General features: G+C 61.9%; 13 protein-coding genes. 6 read left to right on the top strand and 7 right to left on the bottom strand.

The annotated features are described in order from the left end of the window. Positions 1-32 precede the first annotated feature (32 nt). The 7 genes from DFO48_RS20420 to DFO48_RS20390 all read right to left on the bottom strand — a co-directional run bounded on the left by DFO48_RS20420 (position 33) and on the right by DFO48_RS20390 (position 10,548). Entirely contained in the window at positions 33-1,391 is a 1,359-nt protein-coding gene (locus DFO48_RS20420) for a tetratricopeptide repeat protein (protein WP_158545684.1), read from the bottom strand. Next, positions 1,384-1,989 (bottom strand): biliverdin-producing heme oxygenase, encoded by a 606-nt coding sequence (locus DFO48_RS20415; protein ID WP_114864598.1) that lies wholly within the window; start codon positions 1,987-1,989, stop codon positions 1,384-1,386. Before DFO48_RS20415 ends, DFO48_RS20420 begins: the two co-directional genes overlap by 8 nt. Positions 1,990-2,059: 70 nt before the next feature. Continuing rightward, complete coding sequence (locus DFO48_RS20410) at positions 2,060-4,573, bottom strand: PKD domain-containing protein (RefSeq protein ID WP_114864597.1); 2,514 nt, start codon at positions 4,571-4,573, stop codon at positions 2,060-2,062. Between the two features lie 83 nt (positions 4,574-4,656). Further along, the gene (locus tag DFO48_RS20405) at positions 4,657-7,401 is read right to left on the bottom strand and encodes a TonB-dependent receptor (RefSeq protein ID WP_114864596.1); all 2,745 of its coding nucleotides are present in this window, start codon (positions 7,399-7,401) and stop codon (positions 4,657-4,659) included. A 244-nt stretch (positions 7,402-7,645) separates the two neighbouring features. Continuing rightward, positions 7,646-8,668, bottom strand: a complete 1,023-nt coding sequence (locus DFO48_RS20400; RefSeq protein ID WP_114864595.1) for a FecR domain-containing protein — start codon at positions 8,666-8,668, stop codon at positions 7,646-7,648. A gap of 119 nt (positions 8,669-8,787) precedes the next feature. Then, a complete protein-coding gene (locus DFO48_RS20395) occupies positions 8,788-9,309 on the bottom strand; it encodes an RNA polymerase sigma factor (protein ID WP_114864594.1) in 522 nt (173 codons plus the stop codon). Positions 9,310-9,762: 453 nt separating this feature from the next. Next, positions 9,763-10,548 (bottom strand): DNA-binding transcriptional regulator, encoded by a 786-nt coding sequence (locus tag DFO48_RS20390; RefSeq protein WP_003071383.1) that lies wholly within the window; start codon positions 10,546-10,548, stop codon positions 9,763-9,765. Between the two features lie 326 nt (positions 10,549-10,874). Here DFO48_RS20390 and DFO48_RS20385 point away from each other — a divergent pair, with 326 nt between their 5' ends. The 6 genes from DFO48_RS20385 to DFO48_RS20360 all read left to right on the top strand — a co-directional run bounded on the left by DFO48_RS20385 (position 10,875) and on the right by DFO48_RS20360 (position 17,422). Then, positions 10,875-12,644, top strand: coding sequence for a bifunctional 3-(3-hydroxy-phenyl)propionate/3-hydroxycinnamic acid hydroxylase (locus tag DFO48_RS20385; RefSeq protein WP_114864593.1), 1,770 nt, complete (start codon positions 10,875-10,877; stop codon positions 12,642-12,644). A 2-nt stretch (positions 12,645-12,646) separates the two neighbouring features. Beyond that, entirely contained in the window at positions 12,647-13,612 is a 966-nt protein-coding gene (locus DFO48_RS20380) for a 3-carboxyethylcatechol 2,3-dioxygenase (RefSeq protein WP_233506479.1), read from the top strand. A gap of 13 nt (positions 13,613-13,625) precedes the next feature. Next, positions 13,626-14,417: a 2-keto-4-pentenoate hydratase gene (gene mhpD, locus DFO48_RS20375; protein WP_003079096.1), complete on the top strand. Its 792-nt coding sequence runs from the start codon at positions 13,626-13,628 to the stop codon at positions 14,415-14,417. A 65-nt stretch (positions 14,418-14,482) separates the two neighbouring features. Continuing rightward, positions 14,483-15,460, top strand: a complete 978-nt coding sequence (locus tag DFO48_RS20370; protein WP_003079094.1) for a tripartite tricarboxylate transporter substrate binding protein — start codon at positions 14,483-14,485, stop codon at positions 15,458-15,460. A gap of 11 nt (positions 15,461-15,471) precedes the next feature. Further along, positions 15,472-16,449, top strand: coding sequence for a tripartite tricarboxylate transporter substrate binding protein (locus tag DFO48_RS20365; RefSeq protein WP_233506478.1), 978 nt, complete (start codon positions 15,472-15,474; stop codon positions 16,447-16,449). A 22-nt stretch (positions 16,450-16,471) separates the two neighbouring features. Next, the gene (locus DFO48_RS20360; RefSeq protein ID WP_114864592.1) at positions 16,472-17,422 is read left to right on the top strand and encodes an acetaldehyde dehydrogenase (acetylating); all 951 of its coding nucleotides are present in this window, start codon (positions 16,472-16,474) and stop codon (positions 17,420-17,422) included. Positions 17,423-17,511 lie beyond the last annotated feature (89 nt).

Here is a 17,511-nt window from a genome sequence, read left to right as displayed (position 1 = left end):
CTCGGGGCTGCGCATACAAGCCCGAAGCAGCACTAGCCGTCCAGGTCCAGCTCCCGGCGCAATGTCGCAGCCCGGCGCGCATGCTCCGACTCGCCGGGCCGGCCCAGACTGCGGTGCAAGGCGGCAAGGTTATCCAGCAGCGGCAGCAGGCGTGCATCGCTGCCGCCCAGCGCCTGCTCCATCAAACCCAAGGCCTTGATGAACATGGGCTGCGCCTCCTGAAAACGACGCTTGCGGTATGCCAAGCCGGCAAGGCCGTTGAGCACGCCTGCCTCGCCCACCCGGGCCTCGGGATTTTCCTGCTGTCGGTACAGCGCCAGCGATTGGGCATATAGCGTCTGCGCCTGCTCCTCGTAGCGAAGGGCTTCGGCCATGCGCGCACGGCTGGCCAGAAGATGCGCCTGCCACAGCACATCGGGTGCATGCCGGTCGGCAATGGCCTGCGCCTGCTCGAACAAAGCATGGGCTTGCGCATAGTCCTTGTTCTGCGCCCGCCACAGGCCCAGCTCGTTCAGCACCTGGGCCAGAACCAGGGCTTGCGGATCGTGCTGCATCAGCACTTCCCTGGCATGCTCGTACTGCGCGGCAGCCTTCGCATCGTCACCCTCTCGGTGGTGCAGCCTGGCCCGGGCCAGCAACACCGGTACCAGACTCCTGCTGCCGTCACCTGACTGCTGCTGCAGCGCCATTGCCTGGTCCAAGGCCTGCTGCGCTGGCTGCAAGCGACCTTGCTGCTCCTGGCTGTGCGCCAGGGCCAACAGGGCTTGCACGCGGGTCGTCACATCGGCCTGGGCCGCAGCATCGACCGGCAGGGCCGACAGTTGCTGCAGATAGGCTTGCGCCTGGTCATGCTCGCCCAGGCTCGCATGCAGATCACCCAGGGCCTGCAGCGCTTTTTCGCGCAGCGCCAGCGAGACGGCATCTGCCGGCAGGGCCTGCGCCACTTCGAGAGCCCGCCGATAGCTCTGCACTGCCTCGCGCGGTTGCTGCATGGCCTTTTGCACATTGCCCAGATTCCAGGCCACGGATGCGGTGTTGGCATGCGTGCCAAGGCTGGCCTGATTCAGCTCCAGCGCCTTGAGCAGAGACTGCTCGGCTTCGGCGTTGTGGCCACGGGCCTGCTGGATCAGTCCGAGCAGATTCAGACTGCTGGCCATATAGGGCCGCTGCCCCTGGCGTTGCTGCTCTGCCAGCTCCAGTGCCTGGCGCGCAGTTTGCTCGGCGGGTTCATACGCTTTTTCGTTCTGCTGGCGCAGTGCCTTGTCGTAAAGGCCCTGCCACTGCGCGGTCTGAGCCAGCAATGGCGGGCTTGCAGCCGCGCTGATCAGCAGCGCCAGCGGCACCAGGGACACCAGCACGGTCCAGGACGGCAGCCGCGTCGGCCTAGACATGAATTTCGCAATGCGTTTGTACATAGCCATGCACCGTCAGAAACGCAGCTCGCGCGGCTTCTGCCGCACGCCCCTTGGCGGTATCGTCCAGCGGCACGGCATCGAGTTGTGCGCTGAAGGCCTTCCAGCTCAAGGCTCGTCCCTGCACATGCGGTGCCAGATGACGCGCGCCGAAGCCGGCATTCAGCTCCAGCGCTGCAGCCGCCTTGAGCAGAAAGGCCGCCCCCAGGTTGGAGCCCTCCTCCACATACAGCCAGCCCAGGGCCGTGGCAAGGTCCACGGCAGCACCCGGCGCGAACACCGGCGCGTCCAGATCCTGCGGCAGGGCCTGTTCCAGATCGCTCAGGTCCTGGATGACCGCATTCAGCCGCTGACGCCCGGCCAGACCAGGCAGTAGGCGATTGAGCTCCGGGTGGTCAAACAATGCAGCCACATCGCGGTGAAAGCGATATTGCACCTGCAGAAATTGCGCATAGCGCTCACGGCTGGAAAAAGGCTTTGCAGCCATGATGCGCCTGTCCAGCGTGCCGTGGCTGGCGTGTGAGGCAGAACGCAGCAGAGCACTCAGCCCCTCGGCTTCTATCGTCGATGTATCCATGGGACATTTCGCTTTCCGTCATAAAGGCGGGCACCGCCTGCTCCAGGTCCGGTGCCCGCCTGCGCCTTCATCAATAGGGGTAAATAAAGGGTTTGTGGCTGAAGGTCCAGCCGCTCTTCTCGGCAATGCGGAAGGACCATTGCATGCCTTCGCTGGCCTTGTTCAGATCGGCCGCAACAGGCACGGGAGACGGCACCTGCATCACCAGGCTGAATTCCACCGTCTGGCCCTTGCGAATCACCTGAGCGTTGCTCAGACCCTGGAAGCTCAGTGCATAGCCGCTCTGTACCGAAGTCGCAGCCAGATCGGCGATGGTGTAGTCGCCGCCGAAGGCCGTCAGGCGATAGCGCTGCACCGCCATCGGCACACCGCCTGTCAGCTCATGCGGCCAGATGGGGAATGAGGCGTTCTGCACGGACGCATAGGGGAACAATTGCTGTGGCAGGCGGTTGGGATGCGATTGCTCGCCCAGCGTGCCCGAATTTGTGGGCGAACCCAGGTATTCAAGCAGCAGGCTGGGATAGTTCTGACGCTCCGCGGCGTGCAGCGTCATGGCAAAAGGACCGGCAAAGGCCATGCCGTCGCTGATCGCCAGCTGCAGCTCATAGGCACCAGCCACTGTGGGCGCAATGCCGATACGGTCAGGGCAGGTCCATTGACGCAGGGCCAGTCCCTTCTCGATCCAGCTGGCAAACGTGGAGACAGTCGCGCCAGGCCACTGGTTGCTGCCGGTGTTTCCGCACATATAGATGCCTTCAGGCGCCTGCAGCTTGCTGCCGGCAGGTTCACGCGACAGAGTCCACAGATAGGTCAGCGTGTCGCCATCCGGGTCATAGCCATTGCCGTTGAACAGGAAGCTGTTCCAGATATCGGCAGCGTCCGGCGAATCGCCAAAGCGCAGCTGCCTGCCGGTCTGCCCGATGACCAGAGGCTGCTCCAGGGTGTAGAGCGCATCTGCTGCCAGACGCGCGATGGGCGCATTGTTCCTGGTCTTGACGATCACGCTGAGCTGCGTGTCCAGGGTGGAGACGCCATCAGAGCTGGGCGCCCCATGCTCATCGGTCACGACCAGCGAGAAGGAGTACGGACCTGGTTTGTCGGCGACGAAGCTGGGGTTCATGGCTGCCGCATTGCTGAGCTTGGCCATGCTGCCATCGGGCTTGTCCAGCAGGGTCCAGGCATAGCTCATGCGGTTGTTGTCGGGGTCGGTACTGGCCTCGCCTGTCAACGTGACCGTGGTGCCCACGCCAATGGCGCTCGCACCTCCCATGACTGCGGCCTTGGCCACCGGCGGACGATTGGCACCATTGAGCACGGTAAATACCTGCGTCACCGGCTCGCTCCACTCCTTGCCGTCGTTCACGCGCAGCTGCACCACGTAGTTGCCGTAATGCGTGCCGGTGAAATTGCCCCAGGTAGGGTTGAATTTGCTGGCGGCATCAAAGCCGGCCGGGGCAGACACCAGCGTCCATTCACGCGTCAGCGTGTCCTCGTCCTTGTCCTGCGAATAGGCCCCGGTGGGGATGATGGAGGTGCCCAGTTCCGCTTCGAAAGACTTGCCGAAAGGACGGGAAATGACGGCTACCGGCTTGGTGTTGGGCGCGCCGTCCGGCTTCTTGACCTTGATCTGAATCCCGCTGAAAGCCGTGGTCGTGCCGTCATACACCACCAGCGTCAAGCGGTAGGTGCCGGCGAAATCAGGCGTCAGCGTCGGCCTGGCCGTATTGCTGCCCTCGATTACGGCCTGCGAGCCCCAGGGCCGGCCGGCAGGAGCGAAGAACCAGCGGTATTGCAGGCTGCTGCCCTCCGCATGGGTGCTGGCCGAGCCGTCGAGCTGCACGCGCTGACCGCGCACCGCATTGTCGATATTGGAGCCGGCCTTGGCCACCGGAGCCGTGTGCATCTGGTTGGCGTTGATCCTGACCGTCACCGGCTGGCTGCTCTTGCTGCCATGCGTGACCACCAGCGTGGCGCGATAAAGGCCCACCACATCGGGCAAAAAGCGCGGCTGGGACAGATGAGGGTTGTCCAGTGCGGCCTTGCTGCCATCCGGCTTCTCCACCAGCGTCCAGTTGAAGCGAAGGTCAGCGGCGCTACCTCCTGCGGGCGGCTGGCTGGCCGTGCCGTCAAGCTGCACCGTGGTGTTGACCAGCTGCGCGAGCTCGGGCAGCACCACGGCCACCGGGTTGGGGTTGCGCACTTCCAGCTTGACGCTGACCTCGTTGCTCGAGGTCACGACATCGCTCACACCGAGGCTGATACTGTAGTTGCCAGGCAGATCGGGCGTGAAGCTGGTGCTAGCGGCGGTCGGTGTCGCCAGCGCGGCCGTGCTGCCAGCAGGGCGCTCCGTGACTTTCCATTGATAGGTCAGTGTGCTGCCATTGGCTGGCGTGCTCGCAGAGCCGTCGAAAGTGACTGTGTCGCCTGCGCTTGCCGTGGCAGCGGAGGCCGTGATACGGGCCGTGGGACGGTTGAGGCTACCCGTGCCGCCGCCGTCATCACCTCCGCCTCCTCCGCCGCCACAGGCGGCCAGGAACATGGAAAGGCCAAGACCCCAAAGGACATGGCGAGACAAGAATTTCATGGCTGAAATTTCCTTTGCAATAAAGCAGGCTGATGCTGCGAAAGAATCGAAGGCAGGCACGCCGACAGGCGTGCCATGCGCGCTCAGAACTGCAGGGTCACGCTCAGGCGTGCCGTGCGCCCGGGCGCCGGAACCATGCCCAGGCTCAGGGCATCCAGGTAATAGCGATCCGTCACGTTGTCCACGTTGAAGTCCACGTTCACGCGGTCGCTGAGCTTGTAGCTGGCAAAGACATCCCAGAGCACATACGAGTGCCACGGCACGACCTGGTTGAAGCCCTGGGCGGTTTCGTTGTTGAACTCCGGTGTCGGATTGCGCTTGCCCATGAAGGTGCCGCGCACTCCGACGGTGAGCTTGCGCTCGAGCAGACGCGCACCCAGCAGGGCACTGGCGTGCCATTTGGGCGGAATCATGTTGTTGACATAGCTGTTGGCGATGCCGTAGTCGGTGCAGGTGTAGCGCCGGAAACTGCCAAAGTGGCAGGTCTCGATGAAGGTATAGCGCGTGCCGCTGGCCTCCATGAAGACCGGCCCCATGTCGTAGGAGCCCGAGACCTCGAAACCTTCGAAGCTCACGCTTTCGATATTGCGCAGGGTGAAGAACTGGCGGCCGGAGCCTTCTTCCCAGGTGTTGGGGAAGGTGCGGGTGAGATAGTCCTTGGTGGTGTTGCTGAAGTAAGCCAGCTTGGCGCGCAGCTTGTCGCTGCTGCGCCAGACCCCATCCTTGAGGAAGTTGATGCCGATCTCGCGATTGAGCGTGCGCTCCGGCTTGAGGTGGATGTCCTGCGAGGGAGAGACGGAGTAGCCCGCCGTGGTCTCGAACAGGCTGGGCATGCGCATGGCACGTGCATGGCGTGCATACAGCTGCACGCTGGGCGTGACATCCCATAGGGCGCTGAACATGGGCGATGTGCCGTTGTTGCGGCTGTTCATCATCAGCGGATCACAGCTGCCCGTGCCCTTGCTGTCCACGCAGTAAGCGCTGTCGGGGCTGACCAGCATGGGCTTGTCATCGCGCGACTCGAAGCGGGTATGGCGCAGCCCTGCTCCCAGTGTCAGGCTGGGCAGAGGCTTCCACTGAAGATCGGTGAACAGGCTCCATTCGGTGCGCCGCCCCAGACGTCCCCCGGAGCTAAGCATATTGCCAGTGGCAACGCCGTTGACTTTCTCCAGCTGCGCGGCAAGTCCGTAGTCCAGCTTGATGCCGCCGGCGCTGGCAAAGCGCATGCTGTTGCTGACGTCGAAGCCCCAGCGCTTGTAGTTTTCGGAGCCGGCGCCGAACATCTCGTTGACGGTCTCTTCCGAGTAGTTCTGATTCAGGCTGTCCGTGTTGGTGTGCCAGAGATTGCTGGTCAGGTTCAGCCAGTCATTGTTCTCGGGGTTCCAGCGGTGACGCAGGGTATAGGTGTCTGCGGTCACCTTGCTGTTGGAAGTCTGGGCCACCTGACCCAGCCACAGCAGCTGGGACGGCATCAGCTCGCCATAGGTGCTGGTGTAGCGCATATAGCCGACTTCAAGCTCCTGATCGTTGGGCAGGTACAAGCGCGTCTTGAGCAGGACCGACTCGTTCTCGTGATTGGTGTTGACAATGCGCTCGCCACCACGAAAACGCGTGGCCCCTACCACCTTGGGAACGACCTCGGTATAGAAGCCGCGGTTATAGGTTTCCGAAAGATCCAGCGAGGGCACTGGCCCCTTGGTACCCGCGTAATAATTGCCCTGACTGCGGCGGGCGTAGGCCGCGACGATATCGGCCTTCTCGAAACGCTTGGCCAGCGCAATGCTTCCCGCCCAGCTCTTGGGCTGCATCAGACCGGGCCGGTTCATGCTCTCGGCAGGTGGCACCACATTGGCAATGTTGAAGGGGCCGTCACACAGGCTGGCAATCACGCAGTTGGTGCGATAGACGCCTCCCGTTCCGTTGCTGGAACTGCCCCCGGTATTGAAGCCTGCCTTGGTCCCCGGCGCAGGTGCCGAGCCGCTGTTGTTACCGATCAGGCTGCCGCGCAGACGAATGCCAAAGGTCTGGCCGGGGCGCACGATGTCATCGGCATTCAGGGTGCGGGCGCTGACCAGTCCCCCCACCGCACCGGTTCCCTGCGCGCCCATGACAGGCCCTTTTTCGATCTGTATTCCGCCGATCAGATCAGGGTCGATATAGGAGCGCGAAGCGACGCCCGCATAGCCACGGTAGACCGTCGTTTCCTGGCGTGCACCATCGACGAGCACAGGCACACGCCCCTGCCCCTGCATGCCGCGGATGTTCACATCCAGGCCGCCGCTGTTGCGGTTCTCGCCAATCAGCACACCGGGAGTGCCCTGGAAGATATCGCCCACCGAGGTTCCGCGAAAGCGTTCGATGTCTTCGCGCTTGAGCACATTGCTGGATCCTGCCGTGCGGTACTGCCGGTCCTTCTCATCCCGTTCGGCATCGGCCAGAACCAGCACGGTTGGCATGACGCGGCCTGGTGGCTCCCCCTCCTCTGCATCCAGTGCAGCAGCTGCGTCTGCCTTGGTTCCAGACACAGGCTTCAGCCTTACCACCCCATTGCCCGCAAACACCGGCGCAAAACCGCTGTCGCGCAATAATCGGGTCAGTGCCTCGCCCGGCGTCATCACACCCCGTACGGCCGGAGCAGACAGACCTTGCAACTTTTGCGGATCGAAGACCAGACGCAGTCCGGCCGCCGCCCCGAGAGCCACCAGCGCCTGACCAAGGTCTCCTCTGGGAAGATCGAAATCCACGCGCGCCTGAGCGGCATTGTCCTGTGCTGACGCAGCAGGCAGGGCCGGATTTTCGTCAGCCCAGGCCTGCCCCATCAAGGCCATGCTTATGGCTATGGCTATGGACGTACGGCGTCCCTTGGCACATTCATTGAATTGGCGACTGTATGTCTTCGGCAGAGCACTTTCGGCCCCTGTTGCCCATCGGTTCATGGCGTCCTCTGAAGTTCTGTGACCGCATGGCAGACGCAGCACCCAATTCCTGGATGCAGCCTGCGATGCCTCTCTTCAGAGAAGACGGTTGATGCGCAAGATTCAGTAAATACGAATCAAAATTATTTTCAATAAATCAAAAGAGCACTACCAACCCTGGCAGTTGCAACAGCTGCGCCCCCAGTTCCTGAGCGATGGCCTGCACGGCCCCTGGCGCATCGGATTGCAGAAAGACGCCGCTGACGCGCCGCTGCGCCAGCACCTGGTCACGCACCACAATGCGGCTCGAGTGATAGCGATTGAGACGATCCACCACATCGGCCAGCGTCATGCGCTCGAAGACCAGCAGTCCACGCTCCCAGGACTGGCCGGCATCCTCGCTCAAATCCTGCACAGGCGTCATGCCCCGCCCGTCATAAATGACGCGTTGGCCTGGCGATAGCACCACGGCATCCTGTGGCGCATGGTCCAGCGACACCTCCACCTGGTGGAACACACCGGTCACTTGAGTTCTTTCGTCCAATCGCTCGACGATGAAGCGGGTGCCCAGAGCACGAGTACGCCCGTCGGCCGCGGCAACCACAAAAGATCGCTTCTCCGCATCGCGCCCACCGGACACATCCACGGGCTTCGCATCGAACAAGGCTTCGCCGCGAAGCAAAGCCACATGTCGCTGCCGCGTGTCGTATCGCACGGCCACGGCGCTGTCGCCACCCAGGTGCACGCGGCTGCCATCGGGCAGCGCTACTTCGCGACGCTCTCCCACCCCGGTGCGGTAGTCAGCCTCAAAAGCCAGCATGATCTGGCTGCCGGCCCCCACCCACAAGGCGCCTGCAGCAAGTACTGCTGCCCCGGCACCTTTCCACAGCATGCGTCGCTGCACGGTTCCTTGCAGCAACGGCTTTGTCTCCGAAACCATTTCTGCGCCCTGCTCTGGAAGCAGCCCCGACTGTCCCAGCGCCCCCAGTTCGGCCCAGATGCGCTGGGCATGGGCATAAGCCTGGCGATTTGAAGCATCCGCATTCAGCCAAAGCTGCAAGGCCTGTTCATCCTCAGGCAGCCAGCCCTCGTCCGCACGACGTACCAGCCAGGCGGCAGCCTGCAGGCGGATGTCTTCAGCTGCATCGTGCAGGGATGTGGATTGAGATGAAGGATTCACAAAAAACTGCTGTCTGAATGCAAACGATTGGAGTGCATGATGGGAAGACGTTCAAGCATTGGCAAACCAGTAATTTTCATCCAAGACAAGCATCTGGAGCTCTGACACACTGCAAAGCTTCAGTGAAGCGGCAAGCGCGCCATGGCATGGGCCAAGGCCCGCGCCAGATGCTTCTGCACCGAGCTGGTGGAGATCTCCAGCGCATCCGCCACCTGCTGATAACTTTGCTCCTGCACCCGCACGCGCATGAAGATGTCCTGAGTAAGCGGCGACAGCTCCTGCAGAGCCTCAGCCAGTTGTAGCAGACGCTGGCGGCCAGCCACCGACTGATCCGGGCCGGGCGCGGTGTCCGCTATGTGCACCAGCTCCTCTGGCGCAACCGCTGCGGTCTTGCGCGCCTCCTGCTGGCGAGCCATGTCGACGAGCATATTGCGCGCCATCTGGAACAGATACGCCCGGGCATCCTGCACAGGCGCAACCGCCGTGACCTCGATGAAGCGCAGGAAAATCTCCTGCAGCATGTCCTGAGCCACATGCATATCGTGCACGCGGTAGGTAAGCCAGGCCAGCAATTCCCGGCGGTGGGCAATGAAGATACTTTGAGGATCGCTGGACATGATGAAGACGTGGATTGTATCCATGATTGAGAATGAATCTCATTCGTGAAACAATGAAGCCTACGCCTTGCGAGCAGCACAGACTACTCCCCGAAGCTGATGTTCTAGATGGCGACAGTCCCTCGGAATTTTTTCTCTCGCGCCGCCAAAGAGACAGCGCCTCGGTAGACCTGCTTCTACTCGGGACTTCGACGCACTTGAAACTGAGCCGCTTTTCGTAGATCGCTCGTCATCTATCGACTGTCGAATCTGTCTTTGCTGCGCTCAATGTCTGATGTCAACATCAGCTGCCATTCGCTTTGACGCTTCAACCTGCCTGAAGCGGTCAGCCGTGAATATCTGCGGGATGACTGGTTCTGGATGAAGGTACAACAACTATAGGGATACCCGAAGCAGGCAGTTGCTTCGCACGAAGACTCGAGAGCGGCCTGAAAAGATATGAAGTCCCACGAAAACCAGACCTTCCCGGTTGAACATCTAGTCCAGCCAAGGCGCCACATCCTTGCCCATGCGCACAGCCAGCTTCTTCAATCGGGGAAGATAGCGGGCAAGCAACTCCTCCCTGGCGACAGCAGACTTCGGGAAGACCAGATTCAGACCTCCGATCAAACGACGTCCACACTTCAAGGGCACTGCGACTGCTCCAAACGGCGCTTGCTGATGCCAATCACCATCGCTGATGCCATATCCTCGCTGGCGCGTCTCTTCAATCAAACGCTCTACCGATGCTCTATCCCTTGCCATGGCACCAGTGGCATCGTCACGCTGAGCGAGCAACGAGAGCAAGCCTTCCTTCTCATCTTTGGTGCAAGACGCCAGATAGGCTCGTCCCATCGCCGTGAAGAACAGCGGCAATTTTTCTCCAATCATGCCGCGATGCTGAGACAACCGGCTGAAACGGTGCGTGCTTTCACGCACCACCATAAAGCCGCCTTCCACGGTCCCCAGATCGCAAGGCCAAAGCAGCTCGGGCACAGCAGCACGCATCAGCGGTAGTGCGACCTGCTCAACCCAGGCATCATCGACAAGCCCTTCGCTAAGGCTGCGCACTGCAAAAGTCAGGTAGTACTGTCCGTCTTTCTCACCCCTGCGCACGAAACCCTCCGCCCGCAAGGTCTCCATCAATCGCTTGACGGTGGTGCGATGAATATCGCATGCCTGTGCCAGTGCCGTGGTTGAAGCGATGCCGCCAGGGGCTCTATTCATGGCCTGCAGCAGAGCCAGCCCTCGCGACAAGCTGCGTACATCCTTGTAGTCATTCATGGGACTGTGCTCAAAAGTGAAGATTTCCTGGGAATGCCCAAGTATGAATACCGCAGGCCATACGGCGCAATCGCAGGGTGCTGTGCTGCTGCGCTCAATGAATATTCCCGACTCGATGCGCAACCGCGCGCAGCTTTGCCCTGCACCATCCCGACGCCCACCTTACGAGTCTCGCGTCAACTGATTGGAAGACGGTGCAAGCGGTGACAGCAAGGGTATGCACCTAGCAATAGGTGCACCAGGTGCACAGTGTTTTCAGACTCCTCGAGTGTTTTGACAATTATCAAAACAGCACTCGATGCGCTCACCCAATACGGAGACTGAAAATGAACGCCCCCCAAGAAAACCAAGCGAGTCAAGACGATGCCGATGTCCTGATCATTGGCGCTGGCCCGGTAGGGCTGACACTGGCAAACACTCTGGGGCTGGCTGGTGTACGCGTCATCGTGGCAGAGAAGCTGCCACAGATTATTGACTACCCCCGAGCCATCGGCATTGACGACGAATCGCTGCGCACGCTGCAGGCAGCAGGTCTGTCCGATCAAGTACAGGCACACATCACCCCTCATCACTGGATGCGCTTCTACACCGCCAGCGGCCAGTGCTTTGCCTCGATCGAGCCTCGCACCGATGAGTACGGTTGGTCTCGCCGCAATGCCTTCATCCAGCCTCAGGTAGACGACATCCTGTACCGGGGGCTACAGCGCTTTGAACAGGTCCAGGTACTGCTGGGTCAGGAGCTTCACGGCTTTACCCAGGACGATGCAGGCGTCACCGCCACAATCAGGAGTTCCGAGGGCGTAGAGCGCACACTGCGCGCCAAGTACCTGGTCGCCAGCGATGGCGGCAATAGTCTGGTGCGTCGCACGCTGAACGTGCCCTTTGAGGGCCGTACCAAACCCAATCAATGGATTGTGGTTGATGTACGCAATGACCCCCTGGGAACCCCTCATATCGACATGCATTGCGACCCGGAGCGCCCCTACGTCTCTGCAGCCCTGCCGCATGGCATTCGCCGCTTTGAATTCATGGTCATGCCTGGGGAGACCGAAGAGCAGCTCTCAAAGCCGGAGAATCTTGCCCAGCTGATGCGCAAGGTCGTGGCAGATCCGGACAAGGTCGACTACATCCGCAAGCGCGTGTATACGCACAACGCACGACTGGCGGCGCAGTTTCGGGTCGGACGAGTCTTGCTGGCAGGCGATGCCGCGCACATCATGCCGGTCTGGCAGGGCCAGGGCTACAACAGCGGCATGCGAGATGCCAGCAATCTCGCCTGGAAGCTGGCCATGGTCATCAGGGGAGAGGCCAGCAGCGGCCTGCTTGATAGCTACGAACAGGAACGCCGCGACCATGCCCGCAGCATGATCCATTTGTCCGAAGTGGCAGGCGACATCTTTGCCCCTGAAAGCCATACCGCCGCCAAAGTACGCGACACGGTGATGCTGGCCCTGAACGCTGTGCCGCCCGTCAAGCAGTACTTCGCCGAGATGCGCTTCAAACCCATGCCGCGCTACGAGCAGGGCGTGGTGCTGCACCACACGGGCACCGGCAATCAAGGAGCCAGGACACCGTTCGCCGGTCTGCTGGACCGCTCGGGCAACACTCCCTTGAGCCGCCTTCTGGGCCTGATGGCGGAAAAGAAGGAGTCTCTGGTGGGGCGTCTGGTGCATGGCCTGGAGACGGCGGCGTCCAGTCCCGTAGGCCGGATGTTCATTCAGCCTCGTGTTGCCACTGCAAACGGCCACTCTGGCCTGCTGGACGACTTTGTCGGACTGAATTTCTGCATTCTGGCCTGGGGTACGGACCCCAGCTATGGCATGGACGAAGAGGCTCTGAACTTCTGGCAGCGCCTTGGCGCTCGCTTCATTCGTGCCATGCCCTCTGGCCAGCTGCTTCATCCAACGCCCACGCGCGATGGCGTGCTGACCGTTGGCGACGAACAAGGCCGCCTCAAGGACTGGTTCAGCGCCCAGGGAAAGTCGGTGGTGTTCGTGCGCCCGGACCGCTTTGTCGCGGCGCTGGCATCTCCGCAGGAGGTCAGCACTGTCACCCGTCAGATGGCCCGGGTACTGCATTCCCCACTGGAGGCATGAAGATGAGTGGTAGCGCCATCGCCACTGCGCGCCGGGCATTTCTTGGCATGTCGCACTCGCCTTTGCTCGGTCTCAATCCTGTTGCTGCAGACGATCAGATCGCCATCGACAAGGCGATTGCTGCGGCGCGCGCGGCCGTTCACGAGTTCTCGCCAGAGCTCATCGTGCTGCTGGGTCCGGACCACTACAACGGCTTCTTCAATGAGCTGATGCCGCCGTTTTGCATCGGCAGCCAGGCAACGGCCGTGGGCGACTATCTGTCTCCAGCCGGTCCTCTCAATGTGGCTGGAGAACTGGCCATAGCGCTGGCCGAGCACCTGATGGATAAACATTTCGATATCGCGGTGTCGCGGCGCATGTGGGTCGATCACGGCTTTTCGCAGGCCCTGCAGTTTCTGTGGGGGGACGAGATGGACACGCCGCCTGTCATTCCCATCTTCATGAATGCAGTAGCCCAACCCGGTATTGCGCGCATGGCCCGATGCAAGGCACTGGGAGAAGGCATTGGCAGCTTTCTCGACCGGTTGCCACAGCGCACACTGCTGATTGGTTCGGGCGGGCTGTCGCACGAGCCTCCCGTGCCGACACTGGCCCATCCTGACCCAGCCGTGCGCGAGCGCATCACCGTCCGCTCCACGCCCACAGAGCAGGAGCGCGAGCTCAAGACCGAGCGCGTCAAGGCTGCCGGTCTGGCTCTGGCCAATGGCGACAGCTGGATGAAGCCGCTCAACCCCGAGTGGGATCTGCAATGGATGGACGCCATGGCCAGCGGCCAGCTGGACGGCTTATGTGCAATGAGCGAAGCCTCGATCGGCGCCATGGCCGGCAACTCTGCCCATGAGTCCAAGACCTGGCTGGTGGCGCGCTCCGCCCTGCCTGCCAACACCCGTCTGCCCTGCCCTGTACGGACCTACCGCGCCATTCCATCGCTCATTGCGGGCTATGGCGTGATGTTCATGCACCACTGATCCTCATCCTTTCATGACTGCCATGCCGACCACCAAGCAAATACAGGTCTGGGCCGAACGCCTGCGCCACGCGGAAGCCACCGCCACCCCCATTGCTCCCCTGCGCGAGGAGATCGCCGACAACGACAGCGCCTATGCCGTGCAACTGGCCAATGTGCTGTATGCACAGAGTCAGGGCCGCCGGATTGTGGGTCGCAAGATCGGGCTGACATCCCTTGCCGTGCAAAAGCAGCTGGGCGTGGACCAACCCGACTTCGGCACGCTGTTCGCCGACATGCTCTACGGCGACGATGAGGTCGTGCCCCTGTCGCGGACGCTTCAGCCCAAGGTCGAGGCCGAGGTGGCGCTGGTGCTGGCCAAGGATCTGGAGCGGCCCGACACCACGCTGGTGGATGTCATCAGCGCCACCGCCTATGTGCTTCCGGCCATCGAGATCGTGGGCAGCCGCATTGCCGACTGGAACATCCGCTTCATTGACACCGTGGCCGACAACGCGTCCAGCGGTCTGGTCGTGCTGGGTGCCGTACCGACTGCGCTCAACGCACTGGATCTGAAGCTGTGCGAGATGCAGATGACACGCAATGGCGATGTCGTCTCCACCGGCTCCGGTGGAGCCTGCCTGGGCCACCCCCTGAATGCCGCCGTTTGGCTGGCCCGCCGACTCGCCAGCCTCGGCCAGGCGCTGCGAGCCGGCGACCTCGTGCTGACCGGTGCCCTGGGGCCCATGGTCGCAGTGAATGCCGGCGATCGCTTCGAAGCCCACATCAGCGGCGTCGGCTCCGTGTACGCGCAGTTTGAACGGTGAATCTTCTCGAAAGCATTCCCGGCCCCGTTTTCCATTGCTCATAACGATTATTCAGGAGACAAATCATGTGGAATCGACGTCAATTGTTCGCAGCCGGTGCTGCCTCGCTCGCTGCCTGCCTGGGTACACCCGCCATCGCGCAGAATTTCCCCAACCGTGCCGTGACCATGGTCGTTCCCTTCCCGGCCGGAGGCATCACCGATGCCGTGGCGCGTGCACTGGCAAGCAAGATGGGGGAGCAGCTTGGCAAGCCTGTCATCGTTGACAACCGGCCCGGCGGAGGCGGCCAGATTGCGGCGGCCTATGTGCGCCAGCAAGCGGCGGACGGTCATACCCTGTATGTCGGTGCCACCGAGATGTTTGCCATCAACCCCTCGTTGTTTCGAAATTTTTCATATGACCCGCTGAAGGATTTCAGTCCCGTCACTTCGCTGATCGCTTCGCCGTTGGTGCTGGTCGTGCCTGCCAATAGTTCACTGACCAGCGTCAAGGAACTCATAGCCCAGGCCAAGAGCCGCAAGGACGGACTGAACTTCGCCTCGCAGGGTATGGGCTCCATCGGCCATCTTCTCGGAGAGACCTTCCGTGGCAAGGTTGGCGGAAAGTTCAACCATGTTGCCTATAAAGGCTCCGCACCCGCACTGCAGGACGTGATGGGTGGACAGGTGGACTTCATGTTCGACCCGGTCATCACCACAGCCCCCCTGGTGGCCGGCAAGAAACTCAAGCCCCTGGCGATTGCGGCCGACAAGCGTTCGCCACAAATGCCGGACGTACCCACCCTGGCCGAGCTTGGCGTGCCCGGTGTGAATGCCGGCGTGTGGTTCGGTGCCGTGGTCAAGACAGGCACCCCGGCAGCTGCGGTTGAACGTCTGAACGATGCCATCCACCAGGCCATGAAGGACCCTGAAGTGGTCAAGCGTTTTGCCGATCAAGGCATGCAGGCGTTCCCGTCAACCCCGGCCCAGTTTGGCAGCTTCATGCAGTCGGAGATGACCAAATGGGGTCCTCTGGTCAAGGCCAGCGGCGCTTCGATCGAGTGAGCAGGCTGCCAATGTTGCATCGTCGAACTCTTTTGCAGTCGGCTCTGGGCTTGGGCAGCCTGTCGATCGGCGGCCTCGGCTCAGCGCAGGCCTTTCCCGGCAAGCCCATCACACTCGTGCTGCCGTTTTCCGCCGGCGGCATCAGCGACGTCATGGCCCGTGCCATCGGTCAGCATGTGGCTCAACAGCTGGGCAAGCCCGTGATTGTTGACAACAAGCCTGGTGCAGGAGGGCAGATTGCGGCCAGCGCAGTGCTTCAACAGGCCGCCGATGGTCACACCGTGTATGTGGCTGGCACGGCCATGTTTGCCATCAACCCAACGCTGTTTCGCAAGTTTTCCTACGACCCCGTCAAGGACTTCGAGCCGGTAACGTCTCTGGTCACCTCTCCTTTGGTGCTCGTGGTTTCGGCCGCCAGTCCTGTCAGGACGCTGAGCGAGCTGGTGGCGCTTTCCCGCAGCAGCAAGCAAGGCCTGACATTTGCATCACAAGGCCTGGGCTCCATCGGCCACCTGCTGGGGGAGCTGTTTCGCAGCAAAACCGGTGGCGGCATGTCTCATGTGGCCTACAAAGGCTCGGTGCCGGCACTGCAGGACGTGATGACAAACCGGGTCGACTTCATGTTCGATCCCACGAGCTCGACCGAAGCGCTGATCCGCAGCAAAAAGCTGCGCGCGCTGGCGATTGCCTCTGAAAGACGCAGTCCCCAACTGCCCGACGTTCCCACCCTGGCCGAGCTGGGAGTGTCCGGTGTCGATGCAGGCGTCTGGTTCGGTGCAGCCGTGCGAAGCGGAACTCCTGCCACGGTGGTCCAGACATTGAACCGTGCGCTGGTCGCAGCCTTGCGGGAGCCGGACATACAGAAACGCTTCGAAAGCCAGGGCATGCAGGCCTATCCGCAAACCCCGGAGCAATTCAAGCAATTCATCCACAGCGAGATCGCACGCTGGGCACCGCTGATCCAGTCCAGCGGAGCCGGTATCGACTGATTTTTCTCTGAAGGTAAACGCTATGACGCGCAAACTCAAGGCCGCCATCATCGGCAGCGGCAATATCGGCACGGATCTGATGATCAAGATCCTGCGCCATGGCAAAAACATCGAGATGGGCGCCATGGTCGGCATCGATCCCCACTCCGACGGCCTTGCCCGCGCCTCCCGCATGGGTGTGGCTACCACCCACGAAGGCGTGGAAGGCCTCACGCGCATGCCCGGGTTCGCCGACATCGACTTTGTGTTCGATGCCACCAGCGCGGGCGCACATGTGAAGAACGACGCCTTCCTGCGCAGCCTCAAGCCCGGCATCCGCATGATCGACCTGACGCCGGCAGCCATCGGCCCGTACTGCATTCCCGTGGTCAACGGCGACATGCATCTGGATGCGCCGAATGTGAACATGGTCACCTGCGGCGGCCAGGCCACCATCCCCATGGTGGCGGCCGTCTCTCGTGTGGCCAAGGTGCACTACGGCGAAATCATTGCCTCGATCGCCAGCAAGAGTGCCGGCCCCGGCACCCGCGCCAATATCGACGAGTTCACCGAGACCACGTCCAAGGCGATCGAAGTCGTGGGCGGCGCCACCAAGGGCAAGGCCATCATCATCATGAACCCGGCCGAGCCGCCCCTGATCATGCGCGACACGGTCTACACCCTGAGCGAGCTGGCCGACGAGGCCGCCATTGCTGCATCGGTAGAACAGATGGCCGCTGCCGTTCAGTCCTATGTGCCGGGCTACCGCCTCAAGCAGCAGGTGCAGTTCGACCGTATCGACACTCCGATCCGCATCCCCGGCGTGGGCAACGCCCTCACGGGCCTGAAAACCTCGATCTTTCTGGAGGTTGAGGGGGCGGCCCACTATCTGCCCGCTTATGCCGGCAACCTCGACATCATGACCAGCGCCGGACTGCGCACCGCCGAGCATATGGCCGAGCGCATGCTGGCGACGCTCGCCGTGGCAGCCTGAGGAGACGACACACCATGACGCAAACCAAGAAAATCTACATCTCCGACGTGACCCTGCGCGACGGCAGCCACGCCATTCGTCACCAGTAC

Origin of the sequence: Comamonas sp. AG1104, assembly GCF_003350425.1 — a bacterium.
Taxonomy (GTDB): Bacteria; Pseudomonadota; Gammaproteobacteria; order Burkholderiales; family Burkholderiaceae_C; genus Comamonas; species Comamonas testosteroni.
Note: the sequence above shows the minus strand (reverse complement) of the source record. Positions and strands in the feature narration are given on the sequence as shown.

Coding starts and splice junctions, on each gene's coding strand:
- DFO48_RS20420 (WP_158545684.1), bottom strand. CDS start 1,391: ATGTCTAGGCCGACGCGGCTGCCGTCCTGGACCGTGCTGGTGTCCCTG.
- DFO48_RS20415 (WP_114864598.1), bottom strand. CDS start 1,989: ATGGATACATCGACGATAGAAGCCGAGGGGCTGAGTGCTCTGCTGCGT.
- DFO48_RS20410 (WP_114864597.1), bottom strand. CDS start 4,573: ATGAAATTCTTGTCTCGCCATGTCCTTTGGGGTCTTGGCCTTTCCATG.
- DFO48_RS20405 (WP_114864596.1), bottom strand. CDS start 7,401: ATGGCCTTGATGGGGCAGGCCTGGGCTGACGAAAATCCGGCCCTGCCT.
- DFO48_RS20395 (WP_114864594.1), bottom strand. CDS start 9,309: ATGGATACAATCCACGTCTTCATCATGTCCAGCGATCCTCAAAGTATC.
- DFO48_RS20390 (WP_003071383.1), bottom strand. CDS start 10,548: ATGAATGACTACAAGGATGTACGCAGCTTGTCGCGAGGGCTGGCTCTG.
- DFO48_RS20385 (WP_114864593.1), top strand. CDS start 10,875: ATGAACGCCCCCCAAGAAAACCAAGCGAGTCAAGACGATGCCGATGTC.
- DFO48_RS20380 (WP_233506479.1), top strand. CDS start 12,647: ATGAGTGGTAGCGCCATCGCCACTGCGCGCCGGGCATTTCTTGGCATG.
- mhpD (WP_003079096.1), top strand. CDS start 13,626: ATGACTGCCATGCCGACCACCAAGCAAATACAGGTCTGGGCCGAACGC.
- DFO48_RS20370 (WP_003079094.1), top strand. CDS start 14,483: ATGTGGAATCGACGTCAATTGTTCGCAGCCGGTGCTGCCTCGCTCGCT.
- DFO48_RS20365 (WP_233506478.1), top strand. CDS start 15,472: ATGTTGCATCGTCGAACTCTTTTGCAGTCGGCTCTGGGCTTGGGCAGC.
- DFO48_RS20360 (WP_114864592.1), top strand. CDS start 16,472: ATGACGCGCAAACTCAAGGCCGCCATCATCGGCAGCGGCAATATCGGC.